The sequence below is a fragment of the Nonomuraea cavernae genome (genome assembly GCF_014646355.1).
In the GTDB taxonomy this organism is placed as follows: Bacteria; Actinomycetota; Actinomycetes; order Streptosporangiales; family Streptosporangiaceae; genus Nonomuraea; species Nonomuraea cavernae.
On sequence record NZ_BMNH01000034.1, the window covers coordinates 1 to 14,043 of the forward strand.

General features: G+C 70.0%; 12 protein-coding genes. 8 read left to right on the forward strand and 4 right to left on the reverse strand.

The annotated features are described in order from the left end of the window. Positions 1-187: 187 nt before the first annotated feature. The 6 genes from IEY82_RS33955 (at position 188) to IEY82_RS33980 (ending at position 6,838) form a co-directional block, all read left to right on the forward strand. Positions 188-667: a cellulose synthase gene (locus tag IEY82_RS33955; protein WP_189128373.1), complete on the forward strand. Its 480-nt coding sequence runs from the start codon at positions 188-190 to the stop codon at positions 665-667. A 222-nt stretch (positions 668-889) separates the two neighbouring features. Beyond that, complete coding sequence (locus IEY82_RS33960; protein ID WP_189128374.1) at positions 890-1,882, forward strand: ABC transporter permease; 993 nt, start codon at positions 890-892, stop codon at positions 1,880-1,882. A 49-nt stretch (positions 1,883-1,931) separates the two neighbouring features. Continuing rightward, entirely contained in the window at positions 1,932-3,695 is a 1,764-nt protein-coding gene (locus IEY82_RS33965; protein ID WP_189128375.1) for an ABC transporter substrate-binding protein, read from the forward strand. Positions 3,696-3,780: 85 nt separating this feature from the next. After that, positions 3,781-4,794, forward strand: a complete 1,014-nt coding sequence (locus tag IEY82_RS33970) for an ABC transporter permease (RefSeq protein ID WP_189128376.1) — start codon at positions 3,781-3,783, stop codon at positions 4,792-4,794. Further along, on the forward strand, positions 4,791-5,816 hold the full coding sequence (locus tag IEY82_RS33975) for an ABC transporter ATP-binding protein (RefSeq protein WP_189128377.1): 1,026 nt from the start codon (positions 4,791-4,793) through the stop codon (positions 5,814-5,816). The genes IEY82_RS33970 and IEY82_RS33975 overlap by 4 nt, the downstream gene beginning before the upstream one ends. Next, positions 5,813-6,838, forward strand: a complete 1,026-nt coding sequence (locus tag IEY82_RS33980; RefSeq protein ID WP_225263643.1) for an ABC transporter ATP-binding protein — start codon at positions 5,813-5,815, stop codon at positions 6,836-6,838. The genes IEY82_RS33975 and IEY82_RS33980 overlap by 4 nt, the downstream gene beginning before the upstream one ends. Positions 6,839-6,881: 43 nt before the next feature. Here the strand turns inward: IEY82_RS33980 and IEY82_RS33985 are convergent, their stop codons facing one another. From IEY82_RS33985 to IEY82_RS33995, 3 genes are read right to left on the reverse strand one after another with little or no spacing between them, the layout of a single operon-like run. Further along, positions 6,882-7,574: a response regulator gene (locus IEY82_RS33985; RefSeq protein ID WP_189128379.1), complete on the reverse strand. Its 693-nt coding sequence runs from the start codon at positions 7,572-7,574 to the stop codon at positions 6,882-6,884. Beyond that, positions 7,571-8,743 carry a sensor histidine kinase gene (locus tag IEY82_RS33990; RefSeq protein ID WP_189128380.1) on the reverse strand — a complete coding sequence of 391 codons (1,173 nt, stop codon included), beginning with the start codon at positions 8,741-8,743 and terminating at the stop codon, positions 7,571-7,573. Before IEY82_RS33990 ends, IEY82_RS33985 begins: the two co-directional genes overlap by 4 nt. Positions 8,744-8,802: 59 nt before the next feature. Further along, positions 8,803-9,663 (reverse strand): RecB family exonuclease, encoded by an 861-nt coding sequence (locus IEY82_RS33995; protein WP_189128381.1) that lies wholly within the window; start codon positions 9,661-9,663, stop codon positions 8,803-8,805. 114 nt (positions 9,664-9,777) lie between these two features. Between IEY82_RS33995 and IEY82_RS34000 the strand changes: the two genes are divergently transcribed. Together IEY82_RS34000 and IEY82_RS34005 are read left to right on the forward strand one after the other, a co-directional pair. After that, positions 9,778-10,914: a site-2 protease family protein gene (locus tag IEY82_RS34000; RefSeq protein WP_225263645.1), complete on the forward strand. Its 1,137-nt coding sequence runs from the start codon at positions 9,778-9,780 to the stop codon at positions 10,912-10,914. A gap of 363 nt (positions 10,915-11,277) precedes the next feature. After that, complete coding sequence (locus tag IEY82_RS34005; protein ID WP_189128382.1) at positions 11,278-12,753, forward strand: FHA domain-containing protein; 1,476 nt, start codon at positions 11,278-11,280, stop codon at positions 12,751-12,753. A 661-nt stretch (positions 12,754-13,414) separates the two neighbouring features. On the opposite strand, the gene IEY82_RS34010 is transcribed toward IEY82_RS34005, so the two are convergent. Next, on the reverse strand, positions 13,415-13,912 hold the full coding sequence (locus IEY82_RS34010; RefSeq protein ID WP_189128383.1) for a hypothetical protein: 498 nt from the start codon (positions 13,910-13,912) through the stop codon (positions 13,415-13,417). Positions 13,913-14,043 lie beyond the last annotated feature (131 nt).

A 14,043-nucleotide genomic window follows, 5' to 3' on the forward strand; every position in this document is an offset into this window, starting at 1 on the left:
ACTTGGCTCTTCTTGGTCGTTGAACCAACTACCGGAGACCTCGTCGGTTATCGATCACCGCCACGCCGCAAGTTTCAAAGATCCTTTTGAAACGCGGCCTAGGGGACAAGTGGTCCCAGCGGAGGAGCTGCCCGGCCGGCCACGCGTGCCAGGATGGAGGCGTAGTCGAAACGAGGGACGTGCCGGAATGACTTTCGATCAGATCGCGTGGTTGCCGCTGTGCATCGGTGTGACCATCGCGGGGTTGGCGCTCAGCTTCCTGGCGTTCCGGCGCAGGGGAGCGGCGGCGGGGCTGAGGACGACGGCGTGGGCGCTGCTGCCGCTGGCCGCCTATCTCACCGGGGCGCTGAGCAGCCTGTGGACCGTGGGCGCCACTCTCGTCGGGTTCGTCACGGGTCTCGTCTTCAATCCGCTCGTGTGGTCGGGCGTCGCGCTGACGGGGCTGTCGGTGGTGCTGTTCGTGGTGTCCGGGGTGCTGCGCGGCAGGAGCGCGGCCAAGGGCGCCGGGCCGGCCAAGGCCAAGGAGGCCCCGCGCGCGCCCGAGGGCGCGGCGGCTCCGAAGGGGACCGCGACGGGCAAGCCTGCGGTGGAACCCCCCAAGAAGCGAACGAATGATGATGACTTCTCCGACATCGAGGAGATCCTTCGACGCCGAGGTATCGGTTGAATGGGCTTGTGTCACGATTCTGGGACATAACCGGAACTGGTCGTAGACATTCACATCAAGATCGATACGAATGAGTTTCGCGTCAATCACGTTTGAGCCACATAGCGGTCTGAGGGGCTAGTCAGCGCAGCTCAGGCCATACATCCTGCCTCCTGGGGTCGCGATCCGCGGCCCACTCAGACGACCCGGCCAACGTCGTCCGCAATCAGGGGGCAATCAGGCATGACCGCACCGCTAGACGTATCCGGCTCCGCGGCTGAAGCGCATCCGGAAGCCGTGCTCGTGGGAGCGGGCAAGGCCATCCAGGGGCGCTCGCTCACCCGGATCGCCTGGATGCGGTTGCGGCGAGACAAGCTCGCGATGGCGGGCGGGATCACCGTGATCCTGCTGATCCTCGTGGCGATCTTCTCCACGCCGATCATCGCCGCCTTCGGGCACCCGCCGCTGGAGTTCCACCAGGACCAGATCGACCAGAGCACGCTCCTGCCCAAGGGCGCCTTCGGCGCCATGGGCGGAGAGTTCCTGCTCGGCATCGAGCCGGTCAACGGACGCGACGTGTTCAGCCGCATCGTGGCCGGCGCCGGCATCTCGCTGCTGATCGGCTTCCTGGCGACGATCCTGTCGGTGGTCATCGGCACCACGCTCGGCGTGATCGCCGGCTACTTCGGTGGCTGGGTCGACCAGCTGATCGGCCGGATCATGGACGTCTTCCTCGCCTTCCCGCTGCTGGTCTTCGCCATCGCGCTGGCGGGAGTCATCCCCGACAAGGGGTTCGGGCTGGAGGGCAACTCCCTGCGGATCGCGATGCTGATCTTCATCATCGGATTCTTCAGCTGGCCCTACATCGGCCGCATCGTCCGTGGCCAGACGCTCTCGTTGCGCGAGCGCGAGTTCGTCGACGCCGCGCGGAGCCTCGGCGCCCGCAACGGCTACATCCTGTTCCGTGAGATCCTGCCCAACCTGATGGCGCCCATCCTCGTCTACGCGACGTTGCTGATCCCCACCAACATCCTGTTCGAGGCCGGACTCTCCTTCCTGGGCGTCGGCATCAACCCGCCGACCCCCACCTGGGGCGGCATGCTCTCGGAGGCGGTGCGCTTCTACACCCTGCCGCACTTCGTGATCTTCCCTGGTCTGGCGATCTTCATCACCGTTCTCGCCTTCAACCTGTTCGGCGACGGGTTGAGGGACGCCTTCGACCCTCGGGCGCACTGACCTTCGCCAACGCTCCATCCCCCAACTCCACTGATCAAGGGGTTAGTAAATGAGAAGGAAATCCGCACTGGCGGCGGCCGCGACCGCGGCCCTCGCCCTGGTGCTCTCCGCCTGCGGCGGAGGTGGCGGCACAGCTCAGCAACCCGCCCAATCCGCGTCGGGCGGTGCCGCCGAACCGGCGTTCAACGCCGGTCTGACCTCGGTGTTCAACCCTTCGACCAAGAAGGGAGGCACGCTGAAGGCGGCCCACTCCGCCGACTGGGACAGCCTCGACCCGGGCGACACCTACTACGGCTACTCGTTCAACTTCGGCCGGTTCTACTGGCGGACGCTGACGATGTACAAGACCGGTCCCGGCCCCGAGGGCAACACGGTCGTGCCCGACCTCGCCGAAGGACTGGGTGAGGCCAGCGACGGCGGCAAGACCTGGACGTACAAGCTCAGGAGCGGCCTGAAGTTCGAGGACGGCACGCCGATCACGGCCAAGGACGTGGCCTACGCGGTGGCGCGCAGCTTCGACAAGGAGACCTTCCCGCACGGCCCGTCCTACCTCAACGAGCTGCTGGCCTGGCCGAAGGACTTCAAGGGCGTCTACAAGACCCCCGACGTCGACTACAGCGCGGCCGTCGAGGCGAAGGACGACCTGACGGTCGTCTTCCACCTGAACAAGGCGTTCTCGTCGATGGACTACGTCGTCCAGATGCCGATGACCGCTCCGGTGCCCAAGGACAAGGACACGGGCGCCAAGTACAAGGAGAAGGTCGTCTCCTCCGGCCCGTACAAGTTCGAGTCGAACGAGATCGGCAAGAAGTTCGCGCTGGTCCGCAACGACCAGTGGGACCCGGCCACCGACCCCAACCGGCCCGCGCTGCCGGACCGGATCGAGGTCCAGCTCAACGTCAACGCCGATGACCTGGACAACCAGCTCATCGCGGGCAACATCCACCTGGACATCCCCGGCACCGGCATGCAGCCGGCGGCCCTGGGCAAGGTCCTGCCCGACCCCGCCCTGAAGGCGCGGACGGACAACCCGATCATCCCCAGGCTCTGGTACGTCTCGGTCATCCCGGACAACCCGCCGCTGGACAACATCGAGTGCCGCAAGGCCGTGATGTACGCCGCGGACCGGGTCGCCAACCAGACCGCCTACGGAGGCGAGCTCGCCGGTGGCGAGATCGCGACCAACGTGATGCCGCCGCCCATCGTCGGCCAGGAGAAGTTCGACCTGTACGCCTCCGAGGGCAACAAGGGCGACGTGGCCAAGGCCAAGGAGGCGCTCGCCGCCTGTGGCCAGCCGAACGGTTTCTCCACCACGATGACCTTCCGTGCCGACCGTCCGCGTGAGAAGGCGCTGGCCGAGGCGATGGAGCAGGCGCTGGCCAAGGTCGGCATCAAGCTGACGCTCAAGGGCTTCCCGGGATCCAGCTACTTCTCCGACTACGCCGGCAACACCGCGTACGTCAAGAAGAACGGTGTCGGCCTGGCCGCCCACGGCTGGGGCTCCGACTGGCCTGACGGATACGGCTTCATGCAGGCCATCGTCGACAGCCGCACCATCCGCCCCGCCGGCAACTACAACCTCAGCGTCAAGAACCCCGAGGTCGACAAGCTCATCGACCAGGCCTCGGCCGAGCTCGACGCCACCGCCCGCGCCAAGCTGTGGGTCGAGGTCGACAAGAAGGTCATGGAGGACGCCTCCATCCTGCCGGTCGTGTGGGCCAAGTCGCTGCTCATGCGCGGCAAGGGCGTGACGAACGTCGCCTACAACGAGGGCCAGAGCATGTTCGACTACGTGCTGCTCGGCGTCGAGTGACCAGGCGAGGGTCGGGGATCTAGCGAAGGCAGGTGAAGGCAGGGATGGCCTGCCCGGCAGCGGGCAGGCCATCCGGCCGGAAGCGGTGTTCACATACATCATCAGGCGTCTGATAGGCGCGGTCGCGATGCTGATCGTCGTCAGCATGGTCACCTTCGGCATCTTCTTCGTCGTCCCCCAGTGGGCCGGCGCCACGCCGGAGGCCATGGCCTCGCGCTACGTCGGCCGCGCGGCCACTCCGGAGACCGTGCACCTGGTCGCCGAGCGGCTGGGCTTCAACGATCCGGTGGTCGTGCAGTACGGCCGGTTCCTCAAGGGTCTGTTCACCGGCGCGGAGTACGACTACGGAGCCGGGGTCGAGCAGTGCCCGGCGCCGTGTTTCGGCTACTCCTTCATCAGCGGCCAGCCGGTATGGCCGGACCTGGTCGACCGCATCCCGGTGACCTTCGCTCTGGCCCTCGGCGCGGCCTTCATCTGGGTGGTGGCCGGCGTGAGCGTGGGCGTGGTGTCCGCGTTGCGCCGGGGCAGCTTCTTCGACCGGGTGGCGATGGGCACCGCGCTGGCCGGCGTGTCACTGCCCATCTTCTTCACCGGCATGGTCTCGCTGGTGGTCTTCAGCTACGGCCTGGGCTGGACACCACCGGGCGGCGCGTGGACCGACCTGTCGGAGAATCCCGCCCAGTGGGCCTACAACCTGCTGCTTCCCTGGATCACACTGGCGTTCCTGTTCGCGGCCGGCTATGCGCGGCTGACCCGAGCCGGGATGCTGGAGACCATGGGCGAGGACTACATCCGCACCGCCCGGGCCAAGGGCATGCGGGAGCGTGACGTCGTGGTCAAGCACGGCCTGCGGGCGGCGCTGACTCCGATCCTCACCCTGTTCGGCATCGACTTCGGCCTGCTGATCGGCGGCGCCGTGCTCACCGAGACGACCTACACTCTGCCGGGGCTCGGCCAGTTCGCCATCCTGGCCATCAGAAACCAGGACCTGCCCCAGGTCATGGGTGTGGTCCTGATCGCCGCCTGTTTCGTGGTGCTGGCGAATCTGATCGTCGACCTCCTGTACGCGTGGGTCGACCCGAGGGTGAGGTTGTCGTGAGCTTTCTGGACGTCAAGGACCTGAAGATCCACTTCCCCACCGACGACGGGCTGGTCAGGGCCGTCGACGGCCTGTCGTTCAGCCTCGAACGCGGTGAGACCCTGGGCATCGTGGGCGAGTCGGGCTCGGGCAAGAGCGTGACCAGCCTCGGCCTGCTCGGCCTGCACAAGGGCGGCCGGGCGAAGATCTCCGGGGAGATCTGGCTCGACGGCGACGAACTGGTCGGCGCCACGGCCGAGCACGTGCGCACGCTGCGCGGCCGGAAGATGGCGATGATCTTCCAGGATCCGCTGTCGTCGATGCACCCCTTCTACACGGTGGGTCAGCAGATCGTCGAGGCCTACCGGATCCACAACCAGGTCTCCAAGGCGGTGGCCAAGAAGCACGCCATCGACATGCTCGGGCGCGTGGGCATCCCCGAGCCCGACAGGCGCGTCGACGCCTATCCGCACGAGTTCTCCGGCGGCATGCGCCAGCGCGCCATGATCGCGATGGCGCTCTCGTGTGACCCCGAGCTGCTCATCGCCGACGAGCCGACCACCGCGCTCGACGTGACCGTGCAGGCCCAGATCCTCGACCTGATGCGCGACCTGCAGCGAGAGTTCAACTCCGCGCTGATCATCATCACCCACGACCTGGGCGTGGTGGCCGAGCTGTCCAACGACATCCTGGTCATGTACGGCGGCAAGTGCGTCGAGTACGGCTCGACCGACGACATCTTCTACCGTCCCGAGCACCCCTACACGTGGGGTCTTCTGGGATCGATGCCCCGGCTCGACCGGGAGCCCACCGAGCGGCTCCTGCCGATCAAGGGCAGCCCGCCGTCCCTGATCAACGTCCCGTCCGGCTGCGCCTTCCACCCTCGCTGCCCCTACGCGGAGCTGACGCAGGGCAAGGCCGACACCGCGGTGCCGGCGCTCGCCGAGACCGAGGGCGGCCACCTGGTGCGCTGCCACCTGGACAAGTCCGAGCGGCGGAGGCTGTGGGAGACCGAGATCAAGCCAGTGCTGGAGACTCAGTGAGTGACAACGAGCCGCTTCTGTCCGTCCAGGGCCTGCAGAAGCACTTCCCGGTGACGAAGGGCCTGCTGAAGCGGCAGGTCGGAGCCGTCAAGGCGGTCGACGGGATCAGCTTCGAGGTGTTCAAGGGCGAGACGCTCGGCCTGGTGGGGGAGTCGGGCTGCGGCAAGTCGACCACGGGCCGCCTGGTGACCAGGCTGCTGGAGCCCACGGGCGGCAAGATCGTCTTCGAGGGCAACGACATCACCCACCTGAGCCAGGGCAAGCTCCGCCCGCTCCGCCGCGACATGCAGATGATCTTCCAGGATCCCTACTCGTCGCTCAACCCGCGTCACACGGTCGGCGCCATCGTCGGGGCCCCCTTCCGCATCCAGGGCGTACGGACCGAGCACGGCGTCAAGAAGGCCGTCCAGGACATCCTCGCCCTCGTCGGCCTCAACCCCGAGCACTACAACCGCTACCCGCACGAGTTCTCGGGCGGACAGCGGCAGCGCATCGGCATCGCCCGCACGCTGGCGCTCAAGCCCAAGCTGATCATCGCCGACGAGCCGGTCTCCGCGCTCGACGTGTCCATCCAGGCCCAGGTGGTCAACCTGCTGGAGGACCTGCAGCAGGAGATGGACCTCACCTACGTGGTGATCGCGCACGACCTGTCAGTGGTGCGCCACATCAGCGACCGGGTCGCGGTCATGTACCTCGGCAAGATCGTCGAGGTGGCCGACCGCAAGCGGCTCTACAGCGCGCCCATGCACCCCTACACCAACGCCCTGCTGTCTGCGGTGCCGGTGCCCGACCCCAAGGCGCGGGCCGGACGCGAGCGCATCCGCCTCACCGGCGACGTGCCGAGCCCGCTCAACCCGCCGCCCGCCTGCCGCTTCCACACCCGTTGCTGGAAGGCGCAGGACATCTGCAAGACGGTCGAGCCGCCACTGGAGCAGCTGGCCGACGGCCACCAGGTCGCCTGCCACTTCCCGGAGAACACCGCCGAGGTGCCCGCCGCCGCGGCGAAGCCGGCCGAGGCCTGAGCCGCCCTCCCGCCTCGCCGTGGCGAAACGGCGGGGCGGGCGCTCAGGACAGGGCGCCCGGCGTGATCAGGCCCGTCTCGTACGCCAGCACCACGGCCTGCACACGGTCGCGCAGCCCCAGCTTGGTCAGCACATTGCCGACGTGCGTCTTGACCGTCGTCTCGCTCACCACGAGCTTGGCCGCGATCTCCGCGTTGGACATCCCCTTGGCGATCAGCCGCAGCACCTCGAGCTCCCGCTCGGTGAGCCGGTCGACCCGCGCCGGCGCGGGCTGCTCGTGGGCCGACGGCAGCCGGGCCGCGAACCGGTCGAGCAGCCGGCGCGTCACGCTCGGCGCCACGATCGCGTCGCCCGCCGCCACCACCCGGATCGCCTGCACCAGCTCCTCGGGCGGCACGTCCTTCAGCAGGAACCCCGACGCCCCCGAGCGCAGCGCCTCCACGATGTATTCGTCGAGGTCGAACGTGGTCAGCACCAGCACCTTCGGCACGTGCGCCGCCGGGGTCGCCCGGGCCCCGTCGCGCACGATCCGTCGCGTGGCCTCGATGCCGTCGACCCCGGGCATCCGGATGTCCATCAGCACCACGTCGGGCAGCAGCGCCCTCGTCTGCTCCTGCGCGTCCTGGCCGTCGCCCGCCTGCCCGACCACCGTGATGTCCGGCTCGGCCTCCAGGATCAGCCGGAAACCGGTGCGCAGCAGCGGCTGGTCGTCCACCAGCAGCACTCTGATCGTCATTGTCCGTCCTTCAAGGGGAATCTCGCCCGAACCTCGAAACCGCCCCCGGACCGCGGACCGATGCTCAGAACCCCACCATAGAGGGCGACGCGCTCACGAATCCCCACCAAACCATGCCCTGGCTCCCCGGACAGGAGCCCGCCCCGCCCGTCGTCCTCCACCCTGACGTCCAGCTCGTGCGGCTCGTGCCGTACGGTGACGACCGCGCTGGCCCCGGCTCCCGCGTGCCGCAGGCTGTTCGTGAGCCCCTCCTGAACCAGCCGGTAGGCGGCCAGGTCGACTCCGGCGGGAACAGGGCCCGGCTCGCCGGCGACGCGCAGCAGCGTCTCCAGGCCGGCCTCCCGCATCTGCTCCACCAGGGCGGGCAGGTCCCGCATGCCCGGCTGCGGGCCCAGCTCGGCGCGGGCGTCGGTGCGCAGCACACCGACGATGTCGCGCATCTCGGTCAGCGCCATGCGGCCCGTGTGCTCGATCGCCGACAACGCCTCGTTCGCCAGCTCGGGGTCGGAGCCGAGCACCCGGCGCGCGGCCGAGGCCTGCACGGTCATCACGGTGACATGGTGGGCCACCACGTCGTGCAGCTCCCGGGCGATCCTGGAACGCTCCTCTGCCCGCGCCGCCCGCGTGTCGGCCGCGTGCGCCCGCTCCAGCCGGGCCGCCCGGTCCTTCAGCTCCTCCAGGTACGCGCGGCGAAGCCGCAGGCTCCGTCCCGCGCCCCAGACCGCCACGAGCACCACGGCGACCACCAGATGGTCGCTCCACCGCAGCGCGGCGACCGGGCCGGCCACCGCGCTCACGACGTAGAGGACGACGGACAGCGTCAGCCCGCACAGCGCCATCGCCAGGCCGCGGTAGGACGCCACCGAGTAGAGCAGCACCAGCCCCGCCACCCCTGCCAGGCCCGTGCCGTAGCCGAGACCGGTCATCAGCGTCTCGGGCACCAGCGCCGCGCACATGGCGCCGAGCGGCCAGCGCCTGCGCACCGCCACCGGCGCGCACGCCAGCAGCACCAAGGTCACTCCCAACGCGTCGGGCGCGCGCATCCCGTCGACGAGCACGCCCTGCGCGCGTAACTGCTCCGGGTCGTAGAGGACGAACAACGCCACCGAGGCAGCGGCCACCGCCACGGCGAGGACCGTGTCGTGGAACAGGGGTCGGCCGACTCGCATCGCTTCACTGTAGGTCCAGGTGAGAGCCCGGAACCTCCTCCCAAGGGAGGAGACGGGTCTTACAACTCGTCGGTGGCCGACCGGCGGTTGCTTCTGACCGTGTCGCCCGGCTGACGGTCGGGCACCGGCGGCGGAGTGCCGCCGAACTCGGGGCACAGCGCCTGGTGGTCGCACCAGTCGCACAGCCTGCTGCGCCGCGCCCGCCACTCGCCCGACTCCAGCGCCCGCTCGATCGCCGCCCACAGCGCCCGCACCTTGCGCTCGGTGGCCAGCAGGTCGGCCTCGTCGGGCGCGTAACGCAGCACCTCACCACCGCCGCCCAGGTAGACGAGCTGCAGCAGCCGCGGCACCCGGCCGCGCAGCCGCCACAGCACCAGCGCGTAGAACTTCATCTGGAACAGCGCCTTGGCCTCGAAGTCGGGCCCCGGCGCGCTGCCCGTCTTGTAGTCGACCACGCGGACCTCGCCCGACGGGGCCACGTCGAGCCGGTCGACGTAGCCGCGCAGCATCAGGCCGTCGTCGAGCACCGCCTCGACGTAGAGCTCGCGCTCGGCCGGCTCCAGCCGCGTCGGGTCCTCCAGGGTGAAGTAGCGCTCCAGCATGGCCCGCGCCTGGGCCAGCCACTCGGCCTGCTCGCCCTCGTCGGCGAACATCCGCGCGTAGGCCGGGTCGTCGTCGAGCAGCCGCCGCCACTGCGGCTCCAGGAGCTCCAGCGCCGCCTCGACCGACCGCCTGGGGGCGGGCAGGTCGTAGAGCCGCTCCAGCACCGCGTGGACCACCGTGCCGCGCACCGCCGCCTGCGACGGTCTCTCCGGCAACTGGTCGATCACGCGGAAGCGGTAGAGGAGAGGACAGGTCATGAAGTCGCCCGCCCGGGACGGGGAGAGAGCTCCGATGATCACCGGATCGGTCAACGTCATGCACCGCACTCTAGGTGAAGTCCCCGACAGATTAGGGCCCGCGAAACCAGGATCACCTGATCGGGCGCGTAGCATCAAGGCAGCGAGAGCTTGTTACGAACGTCAAGGAGTGCGGTGAGCGAGCAGAGCCCGCGGCAGGAGTTCTCCGGCCTTCGGATGGGGAAGCCGTTCGGCATTCCGGTCTACGTCTCATGGACCTGGTTCGTCGTCGCCGCCTTCATCACCTGGATCTTCGGCGAGCGGGTGCGCGACATGCTGCCCGAGCTCGACGCCACCGCCGCCTACGCCGTCGCCTTCGTCTTCGCCGTGCTGCTCTACGTCTCGGTGCTGCTGCACGAGCTGGCGCACAGCGTGCTGGCCAAGTCCTACGGCCTGCCGGTGCGCCGGATCACCCTCTACCTTCTCGGCGGCGTGTCGGAGATCGAGAAGGAGCCGCCCACGCCGGGCAAGGAGTTCATGGTCGCCGCGGCCGGCCCGGCGCTCTCGCTCGGCCTGGCGGCCGCCGGCCTGCTCGCCGACGTCTACCTGGTCAACGGCGGCGGCATCCCCGAGGTGCTGATCTGGCAGCTGTGGGTGGCCAACCTCATCGTGGGCGTCTTCAACCTGCTGCCCGGGCTGCCGCTCGACGGCGGCCGGATGCTGCGCGCCGGGGTCTGGAAGCTCACCCGCAACCCCGGCACCGGCACCGTCGCCGCCGCCTGGGGCGGGCGGGCGCTGGCCGTGCTGCTGGTCCTGTCGCCGTTCGCCATGTCGATGATGAGCGGTCAGGAGCTCGACTACCGCGACCTGCTGTGGCCGACGGTGCTGGCCTCCTTCATCTGGCTGGGCGCCTCACAGTCGCTGCGGGTGGCGCGCATCCGTGCCCGGATCCCGCAGGTCAACGCCCGCAGCCTGGCCCGCAGGGCGATCCCGGTCACGGCCGAGACGCCGCTGTCGGAGGCGCTGCGCCAGGCGGGCGAGAAACGGGCGGGCGCCGTCGTCGTGGTCGACCACGAGGGCCGGCCGCTGGCGATCGTCAACGAGGCGGCCGTCCAGGCCACCCCCGACCACCGCCGCCCATGGGTCACCTCCGGGTCCATGGCCAAGTCGCTGGAGCCGTCCATGGTGCTGGCCGCCGATCTGGAGGGCGAGGCGCTCATCGAGGCCATGCGCGAGACCCCGGCGGGCGAATACCTGCTCGTGGAGCGGGGCGGCGAGATCTACGGCGTGCTCGCCACCGCCGACGTCAACCGGATCTTCACCGGCGTCTGATTTGTCCCACTCGAATATGCGGCAGCCCCCGGCTAGTGTCATAGCCAGTGATCAGGCCGGTGCGGCGGGGCCGGATCGCGCCCCGGCGGTGCAAGGATGCGACGACTGGCCGATAGTGTTCGTTTTGGCCAAACTTGCACACTAAAGGGGTTTGTTGCGGTCCACCGTTTCGCTGAACGGCGACGGGCCGGCCGCGACATCACCTCGTCGTCTGGGTATGCGTATGGCTGGTGGCCGTCACGGCAGTGCGGGTGCCGTGACATCGCCGGCTTCCGGGGAGGAGAGTTGAGTGACCGAGCGCAGCGAGGGCACCCATGAGCGCGGCACGGTGGTCATGAAGACGTTGGTCATGAAGGAGGGCTCATGACCGGCCGGGGTTTCGGGGCGGTCCGTCCGCTCCCCGGCGACGGGCTGGTCGCCTGCCTGGGCGGGCTGCTGCTGGTGTGCGACGCGTCCGAGGCGGCGGCCGACAACCTGCTCCAGGCGCTGCGCGAGACGGCCGCCTCCGGCGGAGACGGCCGGGCCCTGGCCCGCCGCGCCGCCCAGGTCCTCGCCGCCAACATGACCGGCGACCCCGCCACGTGCGCGGTCGCGGGGCCGGTCGGCGACGGCGTGGCCGTCCTGGTCAGCGGCTCGGCCGCGGCCACGATCACGACCGCCGCAGGCGAGACGCGGCTGGCCGGCAGCGACTCCCTGACCTGGGCCGACCGGCTGATCAGCGGCCCCGTCGAGCGCGTCCGGCTCACCCTGCCCGGCGCCGGTGAGCCGCACCCCGCGGTCGGCTTCGACGGCGGCGTGGTGCACGGCGGCGGTCTCGCGGGCGACTTCAGCGACCGGGCTCCCGCCCCGTCCAGGCCGCTCACCAGCGAGATGCCCAACACCGCGCTGCACATGGAGCCCGACCTGATCCAGGCGCCGGAGCGCCCGGCGGTGCAGATGGCCCCCTACCCGATGTCCGGCGACCAGCCGTCCGCCCCGCAGAGCCCGCCTCCGGGCCTTCCGTCGGGCCCCCAGGCGACGCCGTCCCTCGCGGACCAGTCGCCCTACCGGCCGCCGCGGGAGCAGCCTCAGCAGAGCGCGTTCCCCTCCTACGACGAGCCCGCCCCCTCCGGCAACGGCACCGTCCCCGAGCACTTCGAGCAGCCCGCCCCGCCGGAGCGGTTCGACCAGCCGGAGCGGTTCGACCAGCCCGAGCGCCACTTCGAGCCCGGCCCGCCGCTCATGGGTCCGCCCGACCACTTCGAGCCCGGCCCGCCGCCGATGGGTCCCCCCGATCACTTCGATCAGCCGGGCCCGCCGCCGATGGGCCAGCCCGACCACTTCGACCAGCCCGGTCCGCCGCAGGAGCAGGCCGACCACGGCGACCGCCCCCTGGTCTACGGCGTCGACTGCAAGAACGACCACTTCAACGACCCGCGCGTGCCCTACTGCGCGGTGTGCGGCATCGCGCTCGTCCAGCGCACGCTCGTCCCCTACAAGGGCCCGCGCCCCCCGCTCGGCGTGCTCGTCCTCGACGACGGCACCGCGCTGCCGCTGGAGAGCGACTACCTCCTCGGCCGCGACCCGGAGCGCGCCCCCGAGGTGGCCGGCGGCACCGCGAGGCCCGCCAAGGTCACCAGCCCCGACGGCTCCGTCTCCCGCCGCCACCTCCGGGTGGCCCTCGACGGCTGGGACGTCAACCTGGTCGACCTCGGCTCGGTCAACGGCACCCAGATCCAGCCGCCTGGCGATCCCAACTTCTACGACATCCCGCCCAACGAGCCGGTCACCATAGTCCCCGGCACCACCGTTCGCGTCGGCGTCTCCCGCACGCTGCGCTTCGAGCCCCACCGGGGGTGACCGTCGCGCGGGCACCGCGGCGACGGTGCCCGTCAGCGCCGCGCCGGGCGTGATCGCGACGGCCTCGCCGGGTCAGGAGTGGTCCGCCTGGTTTCGGCGGCGAAGGTCGGTGGCCAAGGTCGGCGGCCTGGTTTCGGCGGCGAAGGCGCCTGAGCCACCACCCGGGGACCGTGACCTGAGACGCGCGGACAGCCCCGGCGAGGTGACCGGTCTCCGTCCCGTGCCTGACGATCGCCGATGACCGATCGAGGGTCCGCGTCATTCAATGCTTGGGCGAAATATGTCGAGTTATGGCGTTGTGGGGTTTCTCGTCCACGCTGGCCGTTCCCCGGAGGGACCGTGCCGCGGTGTGCGGGCAGGACGGCGGCCGGACCTGCCACTTGACCGTCCGCCGACCGGGTCCGTCGTGCGTCCGGTCCCGTTGATCGTGCCGGCCCGAGCCGGTCCGGCCGGTCGTCCGGACGATTCGCCGCGGCCTATGAGGGAGGCGGCGTCGCGCCATTCCTCTTGCTGTTCCTGGTAATTCTTTGGAAGGTCGTACGCTAATAGAGAAAATCTCCGGTTCATGAAGAAATGGCCTTCGAGGGCATTTCTCGGGATCCGTGGCCCGTCCGTTTCCGGTGACCGGCCGGTGTGAGACGCGTACGGAGGAGAGCCGGGCTCAGGCGCGGATGAAGGCGTGGACGCCGCGTAGCTGGCGTACGGCGGCCTCCAGCCCGCTGGCCGCCTCCAGGGCCCGGCCGGCGGCGGTGGCGAAGCGACTCAGCAGCTCCTCGTCGCGGTCGCTGAAGAGCCGTCCCGCGACCCAGAGGAGCGCGTGCTCACGGGTGGCGACGGGCACCGGCGTCGCCAGGAAGCCCGGCTCGCCCACCGACGGGTCGCGGGCCAGGAGCACGGGCGCCGGAGACGCCGCCAGCGTCTTGAACACCCCCGACTCGGCCAGCCAGGGGCGCACCCGGAGCGGGTCGCCCGGCGGCGCGTGCACGTGGACGCTGTGGGCGGCCTCACACAGCGCGTCCACGCGCACGAAGCCCGCGTAGGCGGCGCCCGTGACCGCCGCGGCGGCGCGGGCCAGCCGGTCGATGAGTTTCGCGGCGTCGAGGCAGGAGAACGAGACGATGAGCTCGTGCACGGCCACGTCGGTACGGTTGCTCGGCATCGCGGTGTCCCGGAGGAGGGGTGAGGACGCGCACCCCGATCACGCGAATCTCAAGGGCGGAGACCCGGAGTATTGCTCGCGGGGGAGCGCTTGACCAGACCTCATCCGGAAATCGGAATTATTACCGTATT